Annotated in this window: 18 protein-coding genes; 10 read left to right on the top strand and 8 right to left on the bottom strand. The window is 71.3% G+C overall.

Features of this window, described 5'->3' with window-relative positions:
• Positions 1–85: 85 nt before the first annotated feature.
• From JSX79_RS10515 to JSX79_RS10525, 3 genes are read left to right on the top strand one after another with little or no spacing between them, the layout of a single operon-like run.
• A complete protein-coding gene (locus JSX79_RS10515) occupies positions 86–922 on the top strand; it encodes a DUF429 domain-containing protein (protein ID WP_229086125.1) in 837 nt (278 codons plus the stop codon).
• Positions 923–931: 9 nt separating this feature from the next.
• Positions 932–2134 (top strand): glycosyltransferase, encoded by a 1203-nt coding sequence (locus JSX79_RS10520; RefSeq protein ID WP_229086127.1) that lies wholly within the window; start codon positions 932–934, stop codon positions 2132–2134.
• Complete coding sequence (locus JSX79_RS10525; protein WP_229086128.1) at positions 2131–2748, top strand: uracil-DNA glycosylase; 618 nt, start codon at positions 2131–2133, stop codon at positions 2746–2748. Before JSX79_RS10520 ends, JSX79_RS10525 begins: the two co-directional genes overlap by 4 nt.
• Positions 2749–2885: 137 nt before the next feature.
• On the opposite strand, the gene JSX79_RS10530 is transcribed toward JSX79_RS10525, so the two are convergent.
• The gene (locus JSX79_RS10530) at positions 2886–3311 is read right to left on the bottom strand and encodes a hypothetical protein (RefSeq protein WP_071296665.1); all 426 of its coding nucleotides are present in this window, start codon (positions 3309–3311) and stop codon (positions 2886–2888) included.
• A gap of 138 nt (positions 3312–3449) precedes the next feature.
• On the opposite strand from JSX79_RS10530, the gene JSX79_RS10535 reads away from it, so the two are divergent.
• Positions 3450–4931: an APC family permease gene (locus tag JSX79_RS10535; protein WP_229086129.1), complete on the top strand. Its 1482-nt coding sequence runs from the start codon at positions 3450–3452 to the stop codon at positions 4929–4931.
• A gap of 116 nt (positions 4932–5047) precedes the next feature.
• Complete coding sequence (locus JSX79_RS10540; RefSeq protein ID WP_070418587.1) at positions 5048–5668, top strand: hypothetical protein; 621 nt, start codon at positions 5048–5050, stop codon at positions 5666–5668.
• An 8-nt stretch (positions 5669–5676) separates the two neighbouring features.
• Here the strand turns inward: JSX79_RS10540 and JSX79_RS10545 are convergent, their stop codons facing one another.
• The 3 genes from JSX79_RS10545 to JSX79_RS10555 form a co-directional block, all read right to left on the bottom strand.
• Positions 5677–6138 (bottom strand): hypothetical protein, encoded by a 462-nt coding sequence (locus JSX79_RS10545; protein ID WP_071296662.1) that lies wholly within the window; start codon positions 6136–6138, stop codon positions 5677–5679.
• 95 nt (positions 6139–6233) lie between these two features.
• Positions 6234–6653 (bottom strand): DUF6264 family protein, encoded by a 420-nt coding sequence (locus JSX79_RS10550; protein WP_229086130.1) that lies wholly within the window; start codon positions 6651–6653, stop codon positions 6234–6236.
• Positions 6653–7033 carry a hypothetical protein gene (locus JSX79_RS10555; protein WP_070418584.1) on the bottom strand — a complete coding sequence of 127 codons (381 nt, stop codon included), beginning with the start codon at positions 7031–7033 and terminating at the stop codon, positions 6653–6655. The genes JSX79_RS10550 and JSX79_RS10555 overlap by 1 nt, the downstream gene beginning before the upstream one ends.
• A gap of 56 nt (positions 7034–7089) precedes the next feature.
• Between JSX79_RS10555 and JSX79_RS10560 the strand changes: the two genes are divergently transcribed.
• Positions 7090–8259 carry an acyltransferase gene (locus JSX79_RS10560; RefSeq protein ID WP_308061374.1) on the top strand — a complete coding sequence of 390 codons (1170 nt, stop codon included), beginning with the start codon at positions 7090–7092 and terminating at the stop codon, positions 8257–8259.
• Positions 8260–8269: 10 nt separating this feature from the next.
• Positions 8270–8605, top strand: coding sequence for a hypothetical protein (locus JSX79_RS10565; RefSeq protein WP_229086134.1), 336 nt, complete (start codon positions 8270–8272; stop codon positions 8603–8605).
• A 9-nt stretch (positions 8606–8614) separates the two neighbouring features.
• On the opposite strand, the gene JSX79_RS10570 is transcribed toward JSX79_RS10565, so the two are convergent.
• Positions 8615–9103, bottom strand: coding sequence for a DUF427 domain-containing protein (locus JSX79_RS10570; protein ID WP_229086136.1), 489 nt, complete (start codon positions 9101–9103; stop codon positions 8615–8617).
• A 146-nt stretch (positions 9104–9249) separates the two neighbouring features.
• Here JSX79_RS10570 and JSX79_RS10575 point away from each other — a divergent pair, with 146 nt between their 5' ends.
• Entirely contained in the window at positions 9250–10677 is a 1428-nt protein-coding gene (locus tag JSX79_RS10575) for an amino acid permease (protein WP_070418581.1), read from the top strand.
• A 91-nt stretch (positions 10678–10768) separates the two neighbouring features.
• On the opposite strand, the gene JSX79_RS10580 is transcribed toward JSX79_RS10575, so the two are convergent.
• From JSX79_RS10580 to JSX79_RS10590, 3 genes are all read right to left on the bottom strand, one after another.
• Positions 10769–11362, bottom strand: coding sequence for an MmpS family transport accessory protein (locus JSX79_RS10580; RefSeq protein WP_229086138.1), 594 nt, complete (start codon positions 11360–11362; stop codon positions 10769–10771).
• A gap of 107 nt (positions 11363–11469) precedes the next feature.
• Entirely contained in the window at positions 11470–11919 is a 450-nt protein-coding gene (locus JSX79_RS10585; protein ID WP_071301818.1) for a BLUF domain-containing protein, read from the bottom strand.
• 61 nt (positions 11920–11980) lie between these two features.
• Positions 11981–12286, bottom strand: a complete 306-nt coding sequence (locus tag JSX79_RS10590; protein ID WP_071301817.1) for a hypothetical protein — start codon at positions 12284–12286, stop codon at positions 11981–11983.
• An 86-nt stretch (positions 12287–12372) separates the two neighbouring features.
• Here JSX79_RS10590 and JSX79_RS10595 point away from each other — a divergent pair, with 86 nt between their 5' ends.
• Both JSX79_RS10595 and JSX79_RS10600 read left to right on the top strand, forming a co-directional pair.
• Positions 12373–13053, top strand: coding sequence for a hypothetical protein (locus JSX79_RS10595; protein WP_229086139.1), 681 nt, complete (start codon positions 12373–12375; stop codon positions 13051–13053).
• Between the two features lie 44 nt (positions 13054–13097).
• Positions 13098–16388: a DEAD/DEAH box helicase gene (locus JSX79_RS10600; protein ID WP_229086140.1), complete on the top strand. Its 3291-nt coding sequence runs from the start codon at positions 13098–13100 to the stop codon at positions 16386–16388.
• Positions 16389–16560: the final 172 nt, after the last annotated feature.

Consider the following 16560-nt stretch of genomic DNA (forward strand, 5'->3'; position numbering starts at 1 on the left):
CGCTCGGCGCGCCGCACCGACCGGTTCCGCCCGCTCGGCGAACCGCGCGCGGCATGTCCCGCCCGCCCGGGTGCACGATGGACGGGTGAACGCGTACCTCGGGGTGGACTTGGCATGGGGACTCGGCACCGCGATCCGCGCACCGAACGAGACCGGACTCGTCGCGATGGACACCGACGGAGCGGTCACCGACGCCGGCTGGGCCCGGGGCGTCGACGCCGTCACCGACTGGATCGCCGGACACCTCGGCGAGCGCTCCCTCATCGCCGTGGACGCCTCGCTCGTCGTGACGAACCCGACCGGCATCCGCGAGGCCGAACGGCAGGTGGGCCAGCGCTACGGCCGGTGGAAGGTCGCGGCGAACCCGACGAACCTCGCGTCGGCGGCGAGCGCCGGGGCCCGACTGCTCGAGCGGCTGACGGCCCTGGGCGTCGGGTACGTGTCGTCGACGGCGGCGATGCGGGAGCGCACCGGTCCGGCGGTGTTCGAGTGCTACCCGTACACGACCCTCGTCGGGGTCGAGGAGCTCGGCTACGACGTCGAGCGGCCGCGGTACAAGCGTCTCGACCTGCGGGTTCCACCGGCGACGGCCCGGGCACGCCGGGCGGAGGCGTTCGACGAGCTCGTGCGTCGGCTGCGCGAGACGCCGCTGGACCCTCCGCTCCGGCTCGACACGCATCCGCTCACCCGGGCGCTCGCCGAGCCCTCCGGGATCCACGGGCCGACGCACAAGCACCGGGAGGACCTGCTCGACGGGGCCCTCTGCGCCTGGACGGCCGCGTTCTGGGAGCGGCACGGCGACGACCGCGTGCAGATCCTGGGAGGCGATCCGTGCCTCCCGTCCGACCCCGTGGACGAGGCGGGCCGACGGCCCGTCGTGGTGGCGCCCGCGCGCCCGTCGCAGCGGCCGACGCGCGGATAGGCTTGCGCGGTGAGCACCACCACCGAACCCCTGCGCATCGGGCTGGTGTCGCTGCACACCTCCCCCGGCGACGAACCCGGCTCCGGCGAGGTCGGCGGCATGAACGTCGTCGTCCGCCACCAGGCCGAGGCCCTCGCGGACCGCGGCCACCACGTCGACATCATCACGCGCCGCTCGTCGCCGACGCAGCCCGACTCGGTGTCGCTCGTGCCGGGCGTCTGCCTGCGGTTCCTGTCGGCAGGGCCGGCCGAGCCGGTGCCCAAGGGCGAGCACGACGCGTTCATCGAGCCGTTCCGCCGCGAGCTCGAGCACCTCGGCTCGTTCGACGTGCTCCACTCGCACCACTGGTTCTCCGGCGCGGCCGCACTCCCCGTGGCCCGTGAACGGGGCGTCCCCCACGTGCAGTCCTTCCACTCGATCGCCGCGGACAGCGACACGCCGCTGTCCGAGGGCGAGCGCCCGGAGTCCGACGGACGGATGGCCGGCGAGCGCATGCTCGCGCACGAGTCCGACGCGGTCGTCGTCGTGTCCTCGGCCGAAGCCGACACCGTCCGCACGCGGCTCGGCGGCGAGACCGGGCGCATCTGGATCGTGCCGCCGGGCGTCGACGGGTCGGTGTTCCGTCCGTCCGCAGCCGGTGCCCGCCGCGCGGACGTCCCGTACGTGGTCGCCGCCGCGCGGGTGCAGCCGTTGAAGGGGCTGGACCTCGCGATCGAGGCGATCGCCGGCATCAGCCAGGAGGCGCGACCCACCCTCGTCATCGCCGGGGACGCCTCGAGCGAGGCGGGTGACTACGTGGACGAACTGCGTCGGCTCGCGGCCCGCCTCGGGATCGCCGACCGCGTGACGTTCGTCGGTCCGCAGTCGCGGGCCGACCTGGCGTTCCTGTTCCGCGGCGCGGCAGCCGTGCTGGTCCCGTCGCACTCGGAGACGTACGGCCTCGTCGCGCTCGAGGGCTCCGCGTCCGGGGTGCCCGTCGTGGCCGCCGCTGCCGGAGGACTGCGTGAGGCCGTGGTCGACGGCGAGACCGGTGTCGTGCTCGAGTCCCGCGACCCGGCCGTCTGGGCGGCGGAGACGGAGCGGATCCTGACGGACGCGTCGTACGCGGCGTCGCTGGCCGCGGCCGGACGGGAGCACGCGGAGCGACTCAGCTGGGAGCGCTCGGCCGCCGGGCTCGAGGACGTGTACCGCCGGGTGCTGGGACGCGCGTGACCGGGGGCGGGCGGTTCGACGCGTTCTGGGCAGCGCTCGACGCCGTGCCGGTCGCGGACGACGCCGAGGCGCTGTACGACGTGTCGACCGCTGCCGGGCGGCTGCGTCGGGCGAACCTCGAGCGGTACCTCACGACCGTCGGCGCGCAGGCGGACACGGTGCTCGTCGCCGAGGCCCCGGGGTGGCGCGGCATGACGAACACCGGCGTGCCGTTCACGAGCATGCGGGAGCTCGGGCCGGACTACCTCGTCCCGCCCGAACCGACCGCCCCGTGGGAGGCCTCGTCCCGCGTCGTGCAGGCTGCCCTGGCGTCGTGGCACGGTGCGCTCCCGATGACGTGGGCGATCTTCCCGCACCACCCGTTCGCCGCCCCGGACCGGCTGACGAACCGGACGCCACGGCCGGCCGAGGTCCGGGAGGGCGCGCCCGTCGCGCTCGCGCTGCTCGATGCGATGCGGGCGGGTCCGGGCGGCGATGACGTCCGGGTCGTCGCGGTGGGGCGGAAGGCGCAAGGGGCGTTGGCGCTGGCGGGGATCGACGCCGTGGCGGTGCGGCACCCGGCGCAGGGCGGGGCCGCGCAGTTCACGGAGCAGGTGCTGGCGCTCCGCCGCTGAGCGCGCGGCGGGCGGGCGCCCGGCGCGCTCGCACAACGCAAGTGCATCGGAACCGGGGATCGGCGTGGTTCGGACGCACTTGCGTTGTGCGGCGACGAACGGAACCGGCAGCGCAGCGGGGCGCGGCTCGGCGGGGCTCAGGCGGAGCGGACCTCGACGCCCTTCGCGGCGAGCCGCTCGACCACGTGCGCGGGCAGCGGTGCCGCGGCGTACACGGTGCCGAGGGCCGGCAGGTCGAGGACGTCGTCCCAGTTCTGCGGGTCGTACCGGTCGTCCGAGCCGTCCCACCCCGGGTGCACGTCCTGCAGGACCTCGAGGTCGGAGTCGACGGTCAGCTCCGTGACGAGCGAGAGCTGCGACGGCAGGAGGTCGAGGTCGTCGTAGTACTCGCGCGCACGGTCGTCCTGCCCTTCGACGTCGAGGTCCTCGTCGCTCTCGTCGTCGTCCCCGGCGTAGGGCTGGAGGACGTCGAGGTCGTAGCAGAGCACGTCGAGCACCAGGAGCTTCGCGTTGAAGTCGGCGAACTCCACGGGTTCCTCGGTCGTGTTCGTCTCGTCGTGCATGGCTCGGAGCGTAGCCGTCGCCCCCCGAGAGCGCCCAGGGGCAGTGGCACGTGTCCGACGGAGCACGAGCATGTTGCGATCTGCGGCGATTTGCCTGTGAGACTGGACAGGATGACCCGAAGCGGAACAGGCTGACGCATGGCCACCACCAACACAGAGCGCCCGCAACAGGAGCAGCCAGAGCTCCGGCGGGTCATCGGTCCCAAACTCCTCCTGCTCTTCATCGTCGGGGACATCCTCGGCACGGGCGTCTACGCGCTCACGGGTCAGGTCGCGGCAGAGGTCGGCGGAGCAGCGTGGCTCCCCTTCCTCATCGCGTTCGCCGTGGCGCTGCTGACGGCGTTCTCGTACCTCGAGCTCGTCACGAAGTACCCGCAGACGGCCGGTGCGGCGCTGTACGTCCACAAGGCGTTCGGCATCCACTTCGTGACCTTCATCGTGACGTTCATCGTGATGTGCTCGGGCATCACCTCGGCATCGACGGCCTCGCGCGCGTTCGCGGCGAACCTCGGCGCCGGCTTCGGGTTGGAGCTGCCGAACGCGGTCGTGATGCTCATCGCGATGGGCTTCATGCTCGCGGTGATGGCGATCAACTTCCGGGGCGTCAGCGAGAGCGTGAAGACGAACGTCGTCCTCACCCTGGTCGAGCTGTCCGGTCTCGTGATGGTGATCCTCATCGGGTTCTGGGCGATCGCCGGCGGCAACGCGGACTTCTCGCGCGTGGTCATGTTCGACACGCCGGAGGACAAGTCGCTCCTGCTCTCGGTGTCGACCGCCACGTCGCTGGCCTTCTTCGCCATGGTCGGGTTCGAGGACTCGGTGAACATGGCCGAGGAGACGAAGGACCCCTCTCGCATCTTCCCGAAGGTCATGCTCACCGGCCTCGGCATCACGGCCGTGATCTACGTGCTCGTGTCCATCTGCGCCGTGGCGGTCGTGCCGATCGGTGAGCTCGCCGGCAACGAGACGCCGCTCGTCACCGTCGTGCAGACCGCGGCCCCGGACTTCCCGATCGCCGACCTGCTGCCGTTCATCTCGATGTTCGCCGTGGCCAACACCGCGCTGATCAACATGATGATGGCGTCGCGACTGCTGTACGGCATGAGCAAGCAGGGCGTCCTGCCCGGCTTCCTCGGCAAGGTCTCCCCGGCCCGCCGCACCCCGTCCACCGCGATCGTCTTCACCACGCTCATCTCGCTGCTGCTGATCGGGTGGGTCTCGCTCGACCCCGACTCCCCCATCGTCGTCGTGCTCGGCGGCACCACCTCGCTCCTGCTGCTGTCGGTGTTCGCGGTCGTGAACGCGTCGGTGCTGGTGCTGCGCCGGGACAAGGTCGACCACAAGCACTTCCGGGCCGGGGTCATCGTGCCGATCATCGGTGTCGTCACCTGCCTGTGGCTCGTGCTGCCCTTCTCGTCCGGGCGCGACCCGCAGCAGTACCAGATCGCGGGGGCGCTGCTGGCGCTCGGGATCCTGCTGTGGATCGTGACGTGGTTCACCCACGGGCGGAAGCAGACCGAGAAGGCGCCCACCGGTCTCGTCACCGAACCGACGAAGGTCCAGCGCCCGAAGGAGCCGGTGGAGACGCGCGACCACGACCACGACCACCGCGACGTCTGACCCGCGAACGACCGAGCCGGTCCCGCGACACCCCCGATCGGGCGGGTGCGGTTCCCAGGCGGCGCACGTAGCCTCTTCGTGCTCCGCCTGACCCGCCCCGCTCGAGAGGACCCGCCATGCGCCGCGTCGGCATCACCCTCGCGTCGGTGTTCGGCGCGGGCGTCGTCGCGATCGGCATCGGCGTGGTGGTGGTCATCGTCATCGCGGTGAACTCGCTGACGGGTGCCGCCAAGGGTGTCGTCGCGGACCCGACCCCGACCTGCCCGGACGTCGCGACGAGGACGATCGGCGGCATCGTCGTCCCCGCGGGCCCCGTCGGCGGGTTCTGCCAGGACCGCCTGGTCAACGCCGCGTACGTCATCAGCGCCGCACAGGCCATGGGCATCGGACCGCACACCCAGGCGGTCGGCGTGATGACCGCCATCGGGGAGTCGAGCCTGGTGAACCTCGACCACGGGGACGCCGCCGGACCCGACAGCCGCGGGCTCTTCCAGCAGCGGGACAACGGCGCCTGGGGCACGTACGAGCAGCGGATGGACCCGTACACCGCGGCGTCGATGTTCTACACGAAGCTCGTGAAGATCCCCGGGTGGAAGACCATGACCCCGACCCAGATGGCGCACGCCGTCCAGATCAACTCGGACCCCGACCACTACGCGAAGTTCTGGCCCGAGGCGAAGTCCGTCGTCGAGGGCCTCACCGGGGAGACCGTCCCCGACACCGCACCCCAGGGCTGACCAGCACGTCACGAGGCGAGCGGGAGCGGACCGTCGTCCACCGGCTCGACCGGCTCGACGTCGTCGAGCGACACGATCGCGACCCCGCCGGTGTGCACTGCCACCTGCGCACGGAGCCGGACGTGGTGCTCCTCGAACGCGCAGGCGCACGCGTCGACCCACTCCCAGTCGACCGGGAACAGCCGGGACTCCCCCGGGCGCTCCCAGACCAGCACGACCTCGGCCGCGCCGACCTGCACGAGGACGTCCCCGACCAGCGCGGCGAAGTCCTCGACGTGTTCGTCGGGTTGCCACGGCAGGTCGGAGATCGGCATGACGAACGACACCGGCACGGCCCGTTCGTCGAGGAAGAGCACCCAGCACTGCCGGGTGATCGGGCGTTCGACGAGGGCGGTTACGAGGTCCACCACGTCGTCGTCGGTGCGGGCAGGGGTGCGGATGAGGCGGTCGAGCATGTCGGTGTCTGGCATGCCCTCAGCGTCGCCGAGACCACCGCACCGCGCGGCGACCAGACGCCCATCTGTGGACGACCGCCACGCAGGGCCGCCCTGTGGAGGAACGACCCTCAGATGCCGTGGGTGATCGCGCTGTCGACGAGCAGGATCGCGCCGAAGAACACCGCCACGACGGCCGCGATGCCGACGAGGGCGAACGGCCACGAGAGCCGCCGCCGCACGAGTCGCAGCACGCACACCACGAGCGCCGCGACGAGCACGAGGGCGACGAGCACCGGCCCGACGTAGACGACCGCACCGCCGAGGGTCTCGTCGCAGGAGTTGCCGGGAGCGCCGCACGAGCTGAACGCCAGCGACAGGAACACGATCCCGCCACCGGCGACCACCGACTCCGCTGCCAACAGCACCAGCAGCACGACCGTGGCGACGACGTCCGCGACGCGACGGCCGCCTGCCAGGGGGTGTCGCGCCTCCCGTCCGAAAGCCGCCGGACCGGACCCGAGCGGATCCGCGACCACGGGGGCTTCCATCACCCTCGCCGCCCGCGCGTGGACCAGAGGGCCCAGGCGATGAGGACCGGCTGGCCGAACAGGCGGCCGATGCGCTTGACGTCCGTGTCGAGCCCGAAGGCGTCGCGACGGTTCAGCCACTGGGAGATGTTCCCGGGGAAGATCGCGGTGAAGAAGAGCGCCGCCACCGTGCCGACGAAGCGACGCGAGCGACGGGGTGCGAGCACGAGGGCGCTGCCGAGGCCGATCTCCGCGATGCCGGAGGCCAGGACCGTGGTGTCCTCGTCGAGCGGGACGAAGTCGGGCACCTGGGCGCGGAAGTCCTGCCGGGCGAAGGTGAGGTGGCTCGTGCCGGCGAAGACGAGCGCGAGGCCGAGCAGGACGCGGAGGAAGGATCGCATGCCTCCATCGTGCCCGTGCCGGACGCTTTCGTCCGAGTCTTTCGGAGAATCGCGTCATCGCTCTCGACGGACTCCGTGGACTCGCGGCGGCTGGAGTGGTCATCCACCACATGGTGCTCGTGCAGTCTCCTGCGACCCGCGATCTCTACGCCAGCGACCGCGCAGCAGACCTCCCGCTCTTCGGGTGGCTCCTCACCTACACACCGCTGCACCTCCCGTGGCTCGGAACCGCGAACGTGCTGGTCTTCTTCGCACTCAGCGGCTTCGCCCTGGCATCGCCACTCGTCGACCGCCCGGTCGGACGTCCGATCCGGTACTGGCTGTCACGCGGTGTCCGCCTGTACGTGCCAGCATGGGCTTCTCTCGCTTTCGGACTGGTGATCTTCTTCCTCGCAATCCGTCTGAGCCCGGACTTCGCGAGCACAGCATTCGCGGACCGCATCGAGCACCTCAACGCCTCGACCGTCGGCCGCGACGCACTCCTCGTCCCCGGACACGTGTCGAGTCTCGTCAACGGCGTGCTCTGGTCGCTCTCCTGGGAGGTGGCGTTCTCCTGCGCCGTTCCCCTCATCGCTCTGTGGCTGCGCCACTGCGAACGCAAGGGTGTGCCGACGCTCGGAGCGATCGTGCCGGTTGCCCTGCTGCTGGGCGCGGCCGTCACCGTCGACGTCGAACTCCTCCGTCAAGCCGCCCTCTACACCGCGACCTTCCTCGGCGGGGCCGGGCTCGCCTTCGCGCACCGTCACGCCGCCGCGAACGGCGGTCGGCGGCCGCTGAAGCCCTGGGAGACCGTTACGTGGTCGTTGGGCCTCCCGATCACGCTCTGCGCGCACTGGCTGGTCCTCCCGCTGGCGCCGACCGACGTCGTTCTCCGCTGCACGGAGGCGATCACCGCCCTGTCCGCGATCGCCACGGTCTGGTTCGTGATCAACGCACCGACGCTCAGGCGTCTGCTCGAATCACGAGTCGCGCTGTACGCCGGCACCCTGTCCTTCAGCCTCTACCTGACCCACGCACCGGTGCTCGAGTTCGTCGATGCTGTGTCCGGGCACGCACCATGGGCAACCCTCGTGGGAGCCACAGCGTCGGTCCCCGTGGCTGAGCTGTTCAGACGGGTGATCGAGCAGCCGTCGCAGTCCCTCGCTCGGACCATCCGCGGTCGGACAACCCGTCGGCACCGCGCTCCGACGCTGCCGGACTCGGACATCCCCTCGCACGCTTACTAGATTCAGGTGCATGGGAACAGCCTCCCGCGACCACGAGCCACCCGCAGCACCCGCCGTCGTGGCCGCGCTGCTCGGTCCGATGGCGCTCTACATGGGGTTCATCGTCCCCGCGGCCTCGATGGGGCGTCACGTCGTGCTCGGTGCGGTGTTCGGCATCGTGTGCATCGCCAGCGGCTGGCGCGCACTGTCGATCGCACGACGGACCCAACGAGGCGTGCGGGTCTGGTCGTGGATCGGGATCGTCCTCGGCGTGCTCGGACTCGTGATGCTCGTGTGGCAGCTGCTCGTCATCGTGACCGGCGGCGCCTTCCCCTCCCCGTTCTGGACGCCGTACGCCCACCGCTGACGCGGCCCCTCACCACCCGAGCGTGCCCGGCGCCCCCTTGAACGGTCCGACCACCCGCGAGGTGATCCACCCTCCGTAGAAGTCCCCCTCCTGCGCCTGGACCACCTCGCCGCCGACCTCGCACGAGTCCATCGCCGAGGGGTAGATCGCCACCCGGTCGCGCAGCTGCTCGTAGCCCGGCTCGGGCGTCGGGTAGTTCCACGCCGCCCGCGGAGCGACCACGTCCCCGCCCACCACGTCGAAGTACCGCGCGCGCCCCTTGAACTCGCACATGCTCGACCCCTCGGCCGGCCGGAGCTCGAGGCCGGCCATCGGCACGTAGTACACCGGCGGGTGCGAGGTCTCGAGCACCCGCACCGCGTCGGTCGTGTCCACGACCACCTCGCCGCCGAGCCGCACGACCACGCGTTCGGGCACCGGCTCCACGGCGGGAGGCCTCGGGTAGTCCCACACGGACTCCTGGCCGGGGGCGGGCTCGGTACGGTTCGGTCGGCGCATGGGTCACGTCTACGCCGTCTCCCTGCCCGCGGGCCTGGAGGCGCGGCTCACCCCCGCCCCGCCGGCCCGGCCCGTCCGTGGTCGCCCGGGGCGCGGGGCGCGGGGCGCGGCGGACGCGCGGCGCCCGCAGGGTGCAGAGTGGGCGCGTGACGACGACGACACGCACCCTCTTCCGACGGAAGCCGATCGAGACGATCGACGACGAGACCGGTGGCGACGGCGGCCTGAAACGGCACCTCGGCCTCTGGCAGCTCACCGCGATCGGCATCGGCGGCATCATCGGCGCGGGCATCTTCACCCTCGCCGGCACGGTCGCGAACGGCGTCGCCGGCCCCGCGGTCCTCATCAGCTTCCTCGTCGCCGGTGTCGCGAGCGCCGCCGCTGCCCTGTCGTACGCCGAGTTCGCCGGCCTCATCCCGAAGGCCGGCAGCGCGTACACGTACGGCTACGCGGTCCTCGGCGAGATCGTCGGCTGGTTCATCGGCTGGGACCTGCTGCTCGAGTACACCGCGATCGTGGCGGTGGTCGCGATCGGGATCTCCGGCTACGTCGGGTTCCTCGTCGGCCAGTTCGGCATCGACCTGCCCGCCTGGATGCTCGGCGCACCGGGCACCGGCGACGGCCACGTGATCGACGTGTTCGCGATCATCCTCTGCCTGCTCACCGCGTTCGTCCTCACCCGCGGCATCCGCAGCGCCGCACGGTTCGAGTTCGTCGCCGTCGGCATCAAGGTCGCACTCGTCGTGCTCATCGTCGTGCTCGGCGTGTTCCACATCAACAGCGCGAACTACTCGCCGTACTTCCCGTTCGGCTTCGGCGGCGTGATGACCGGTGCCGCGACGGTGTTCTTCGCGGTGTTCGGCTACGACGCGATGTCCACCGCCGCCGAGGAGTCCACCGACGCCCGCAAGCACATGCCGAAGGCGATCCTGCTGTCGCTCGGCATCTCGATGGTCCTCTACGTCCTCGCGACCCTGGTGCTCACCGGGATGCAGAAGTACACCGACATCGACCCCGCCTCGGGCTTCTCGTCCGCGTTCGCCTCGGTCGGCCTCGGCGGCGTGGCGAACATCATCGCGATCGGCGCCATCGTCGGCATCATCACCGTGCTCGTGACCTTCATGCTCGGTGCGAGCCGCGTCTGGTTCTCGATGAGCCGCGACGGCCTCATGCCGAAGTGGTTCGCGAAGACCGACCCGAAGCGCCACGTGCCGACCCGCGTCACGTGGATCCTCGGCATCGCGTCGGCGATCCTGGCCGGCGTGCTCCCGATCGGGGTCGTGGCCGAGCTGACGAACATCGGCATCCTGCTCGCCTTCGTGGTGGTCTGCTCCGCCGTGATCGTGCTGCGCTACCGCCAGCCCGACCTCGACCGGCAGTTCCGGCTGCCGTTCATGCCGGTGATCCCGATCATCGGCGTCATCGCGTCGCTGTGGCTCGTGACGTTCCTGCAGTGGGAGACGTGGGTGCGCTTCGCGGTCTGGTTCGCGATCGGCCTCGGCGTGTACTTCGGCTACTCCCGTCGGCACAGCAAGCTGGCGACCGGCGAGGCGACGGGCAAGCCGATCGTCTGACCGGCGCCCCGTCGCCTTGCTCGCACCACGGGAACGGCCCCTGTCATGAGCGACGCACGCTCAGGACAGGGGCCGTTCGGCGTTCGAGGGCTCAGCTCGCCGAGCCGGAGCAGCTGGCCACGGCGTACGGGCCGGTGGAAGTCGACTCCTGGATGGTCTTTCCGTCAGCAGTGATCTTGCAGCTGATGGTCGTCGCGTCGGCGCCGGCCTGGGCGACGAGCGAGAACACGCTCGAAGTGAACAGGCCCTCGTCCGCGATCGGGACGTCCTTCGACCACGGAGCGGTTGCCGACGTGTCCTGCTGAGTCGAGCTCTTGCCGTCGTTGACCGTCAGGTAGCTCACGCTTGACAGCGTCTTGCCGTCACTCGTCACCTCATAGTGGACCGTGCGCGAACCCGCAGCCGCCGCGTAGAACGAAGCGGTGAGGATGCCGACCAGCAGGGCGATGACGCCGAGGATCGAGCCGGCAATTGCCAATCCGCGTGGCCGGTTCTTCTGCACGAGGCCGATGATCCCGAGGATCAGCGCAACCGCGCCGAGGAAGATCGAGACGAAGTTCACGATCGGAATCGCGCATCCGACGATCGCGACGATGCCGACGATCAGCGCGGTGAGTCCGAGTGGGTTCGAACGCTTCGGCGCATGCGGCTGGGGTACGTAGGCGGGGGGCTGATCCTGGGTCATCGGGTCTCCTTGGTACAAGCTGGGAACAACCCTGTGAGCCTAGCCAGCAGTGAGAGACGCTCGAAACCCCTCGTCCGGGTACCACGAAAGCGGGACCAAGCGGCGGGCTACGCGTCCCGGCGGTGCTTCCCCTTCGCCGCCGTCGGGTCGGCCATCGGGTGGTTGCGGAACCACCGCAGCAGCTCCCGCGACCGGCCGGTGTCGGCGCTCTGGTCCCCCGAGGTGAGGAAGTCGCTGAAGCCCTCCGGCGTCGCAGCGCCCTCGACGTCGCGGTCGTACGCCATCGACCACTCCGGGAAACGCCGGGTGTGGATGGACTCCTCGGCGAGGAGCCGCACCTCGTCGTGGCGCTCGTCCGCGAGGATCCGCTGGTACGTCGACAACACCTGCTCGTACGGTCCCTCGAGCAGCTGCATGAACCGCCCGTTGCGGTGCACGAGCAGCCCGGTCAGACCGTCGGCGGTGTTCCGGGCACGGGCGTGGGCGAGCACCTCGTCGAGGGCGTCGTCGTCGAATGGCTCCGTGGCCGCGCTCATGTAGACGAGTGACTGCAGCATGCCGTCGATCCTGCCCGCTCCGGCGCGCCCGCGACTCCCCCAGAACGGGACGCCGGACGTCCTACGACCGGATCTCGCGCATGTTCTGGGCCTGCCACCCCTCGGGGACCGACGCGCGGAAGGCCTGCAGCGCCTCCTCGTAGGTCTGCCCGGTCGCCTCGTGCGGCCTGGTCTCCTTGGAACGGGCGATCGCGCGCACGGTGGTCTCGCCGGTCGCCTTGCTCGTGACCGCGTTCACCTGCTGCAGCTCGAACCCGTGCAGGTCCAGGGCCTCGACCGCCGCCGTGCGCGCCGCCTCGATGTTCTCGCCGCTGCCCTCGGCCTCCGTCGTCGCGGTCGAGCGCAGTTCTCCTCGCAGTGTCGTCACCCACCAAGTATCGCGGCCCCCGGACAGGGTCTGTCGCACGCGGGTGCCGCACGCCATCATCGGGAACGCCGATCCGGAGGAGTCCCATGCGCCGCACCACCCTCACCGCAGCACTCGTCGTCAGCGTCGCCGCCGTGGTGTCGTCCCTCGTCGGTGTCGCGCCGGCGCAGGCCGCCGGGATGCCCGCAGCGATGAAGGCGCAGTACGACCACCATTACGGCACGTTCACCCCGTTCACGAAGTCGGGCAGCCGGAACGCCACGATCGTGCTCCCGCAGAACGCCCGCAGCGGGATCATCGTCGCGACGTTCACCCCGGCGGATGCAGAGCACACCGAGTTCGAGGTGCACGAGCTGAACAGCAAGGGCGGCCCGACCGGTTCGAACCCCATCGGCCAGGGCGGCAAGTACACGGGCCGCGTCGCCTACGGCACCGACTCGTGGCGGAAGCCCGCCGCGCTCAAGGTCGAGGCCAGGGGGCAGTGGACCCTGCGGTTCAGCCAGGTCTCGAGCGCCCCCGCCCTGACGACGTCGGGGCACGGCGACAACGTGATGCTCTACTGGGGCGCGACGGCCACCCGCCAGTTCCGGTGCACGACGACTCGTGTCGCGACGTGCATGCTCCGCGAAACCCTGCTCCGCAACGACTACGAGACCATCCCCGCCAGCGACAACGGCTCCGGCAAGGACCTCTCGAAGCGGATCACCCTGTCGAAGGGCCCGTCCGTCCTGCAGCTGAACGCCGGCAGCACCTGGTCGATCCGCTGACCCGGCGAGCGCCGGAGGTCGGTGGCACCTGGCACGATTGACCCGTGCCAGCCGCCCCGATGATCGACGCCGTCGACGTCATCCGTTTCGTCGGGCCGCAGGCGTTCGGCCGCGCGCGGGACCTCGTCCGGGCCGGCCTCGTCGACGACGCCGTCTGGCACGACGACGACGGCACCGTCACCGGCGCGGTGTCCGGCTCCGCCGACGACCCGTACGAACTCCGCATCGAGACCACCCCGGCCCGCGGCGAGTTCGTCCGTCCGGTCCGCAGCACCTGCACCTGCCCGCTGGGCGGCGACTGCAAGCACGTCGCGGCAGCCCTGCTCACCATCAACGCCCGCGCACTCGCCGCAGCCGCCGGCCCGAAGCCGGAACAGCCAGCTCCGCCGCCCTCGGACTGGAGGCACGACCTCGCCCGCCTCGCCGGCGACGACGAGCAGGTGGCCGAGCCACAGGGCACCCCCATGGGTCTGCAGTTCGAGTTGCGTGACGCGGTCTCCGCCCGGCTCGCCTCGCGTGCGCGAGCCGCCGGTCGCGCGCTGCCGACGGCCTCGCGGTCGGTGCGACTCGGCGTCCGCCCGGTGACCCGCAGCGACGCCGGCAACTGGGTTCGGGGGCAGCTGACGTGGGGCACGCTCCCCTACTCGATGAACCGGCTCGGCCTCTCCCCCGAGCAGCACGCCTGGTTCGTCCAGTTCGCCGCGCTCCACCGCGCCGGGCAGCTCGCCGGGCTCCCGGGCGAGGCCGACTGGATCCACCTCGACGACTTCGGCAGCCCGCTGCTCTGGCCGCTCCTCGCGCAGGCACCGGCCCTCGGCATCGCGTTCGTCACCGGCAAGCGCGAGGGCGGTGCCGTGCTCGGAGCCGAGGCGCGTGTGCTCCTCGACGTCGCCCGGCAGGACGGCGGACTCGTGATCGGTGCGAGCGCGGTCCTCGACGGCCGACCGGCGGCGCCAGGCACGGCCCGGACGATCGGCGACCACGGCGTCTACGTCTTCCGCGAGAGCCCCGAGTTCCACGTCGCGTTCGCCCCGACGGTCACCCCCGTGCCGGAGGACCAGCGGCGCATGCTCGTCGACGGCGCACGGATCACCGTTCCGGAGCCCGAGGTCGCCGAGTTCCTCGCCGACTGGTCCCCGCGACTCCGTGGCGCGCTCGGCCTCGTCAGCGCCGACGGCTCCGTCGAGCTGCCCGAGCGCACCCCGCCCGAGCTCGTGCTGACGACGACCTTCGAGCCGGCCCGGGCGCCCCGCACGGACGACCGCGTGCACCTGCAGTGGCGCTGGCACGTCGACGGGCGGAAGGACCCCGTCGCGCTGCACGGCCCCCTCCCGGACCTCGCCGGGCTGCGCGCGGCCGACGACACGGCCGGCCCGACCGGCCCCGGCGGCGGACTCGCGTGGTTCGAGGACGGCACGATCGACGGCGCCGACGTCGCGGTGTTCGCGAACGAGCTGCTGCCGGAGCTGCCGGCGCTCGGCGTCCGCACCGTCGTGCAGGGCGAACGCGTCGACTACGAACGGCTGACCGGTCGGCCGCACATCCGCGTGACGACCATGCCGTCGGACAAGCACGACTGGTTCGACCTCGGCATCTTCGTGTCCGTGAACGGTAAGCAGGTGCCGTTCACGCCGCTGCTCCGGGCGCTCGCGAAGCGGGACCGGCGGATGAAGCTCATCGACAACTCGTACCTCTCGTTGTCCGACCCTGCGTTCGACCGGCTGAAGGAGCTCATCGACGAGGCGCGCGACCTCGACGAGTGGGAGCCCGACCAGCCGATGACCGTGACGCCGCTGCAGGCCGGGCTGTGGTCCGAGTTCGACCAGTTGGCCGACGAGACCACGCACGACGAGCGGTGGGAGGCGATCGCGGCGGGGCTGCTCGGGGCGACGCCGCCGGAGACGGTGTCCGTGCCGGACTCGGTGCACGCCGAACTCCGGCCGTACCAGCACACCGGGTACGCCTGGCTGTCGTTCCTGCTGTCGCACGGGGTCGGCGGGGTGCTCGCGGACGACATGGGTCTCGGCAAGACGCTGCAGGTCCTCACGACGATCGCCGCCGCGCGCGCGTCCTCGCCGGACGCGCCGCCGTTCCTCGTCGTCGCGCCGACCTCGGTCGTCGGCAACTGGGCGGCGGAGGCAACCCGGTTCACGCCGTCGCTGCGCGTCACCACGATCGGCGCGACGACGCTGAAGGACCCCGGGCTCGTCGCACGCGCGGCTGCCGCGTCGGACATCGTCGTGACGTCGTACGCGCTGCTCCGGCTCGACGCGCAGGCGTACACGGACCTGCCGTGGGCGGCCCTCGTCCTCGACGAGGCGCAGTTCGTGAAGAACCCGCAGTCGCAGACGCACCGGGTGGCGGTGGACCTCCGCGCGCCGGTGAAGTTCGCGATCACGGGCACGCCGCTCGAGAACGGGCTGACGGACCTCTGGGCGCTGTTCCACATCGTCGCGCCCGGGCTGCTGTCGTCGTGGTCGCGGTTCGGGGACGACTACGTGAAGCCGCTCGGTTCGCCGGACCTCCGCGGGGCCGCGCGTCTGGAGCTCACCGCGCGGCTCCGACGGCGGATCCGGCCGCTCATGCTCCGGCGGACGAAGGAGAGCGTCGCCGCGGACCTCCCGCCGAAGCAGGAGCAGGTCGTCCGGGTGACGCTCGATCCCGCGCACCGGACCCTGTACGAGACGACGTTGAACCGGGAGCGTCTGAAGGTCCTCGACCTCATCGACGACCTCGCGAAGAACCGGATGATCGTGTTCCGATCGCTGACCCTGCTGCGGATGCTCGCGCTGTCGCCGGCGCTGGTCGACGGTTCGCGAGAGGACCTGTCCTCCGCGAAGCTCGACCTGCTGCTCGACGAACTCGAACAGCTCGCCGCCGAGGGTCGCCGCGCCCTGGTGTTCAGCCAGTTCACGTCGTTCCTCCGCATGGTGGCCACCGCCCTCGACGACCGGGGCGTCGGCTACGAGTACCTCGACGGCTCGACGAGGCGCCGCCCCGAGGTCATCGACCGCTTCCGGAACGGCACCGCCCCGGCGTTCCTCATCTCGCTCAAGGCCGGTGGCTTCGGGCTGACCCTGACCGAGGCGGACACCGTGTTCGTGCTCGACCCGTGGTGGAACCCCGCCGCCGAGAACCAGGCGGTCGACCGGACGCACCGCATCGGCCAGACCCGGTCGGTGAACGTGCAGCGGTTCATCGCCGAGGACACCATCGAGGAGAAGGTCCTCGCGCTCGCGGCGAAGAAAGCCGAGCTGTTCGCGACGATGATCGACGACGACGCCCTCTTCGCCGAGGACCTCACGGCCGACGACATCCGCTCCCTGCTGGCCTGACGCGCGGGCGCGCCGCTGGGCGCACGGTGCGGAGCCCGTCAGTCCGAGTGCTCTCGCCCACTCCGTACGCGGTCGTCGGCGCTCACGGAGGAGGCACCCCCACACCGACTGACGGAACGCGCACGGTGCGCGCTCCGGCGTCGCGCCCACCGTGACCGGCCGACGGAACGCG

The sequence above is a fragment of the Curtobacterium sp. GD1 genome (genome assembly GCF_020882855.1).
GTDB lineage: Bacteria > Actinomycetota > Actinomycetes > Actinomycetales > Microbacteriaceae > Curtobacterium.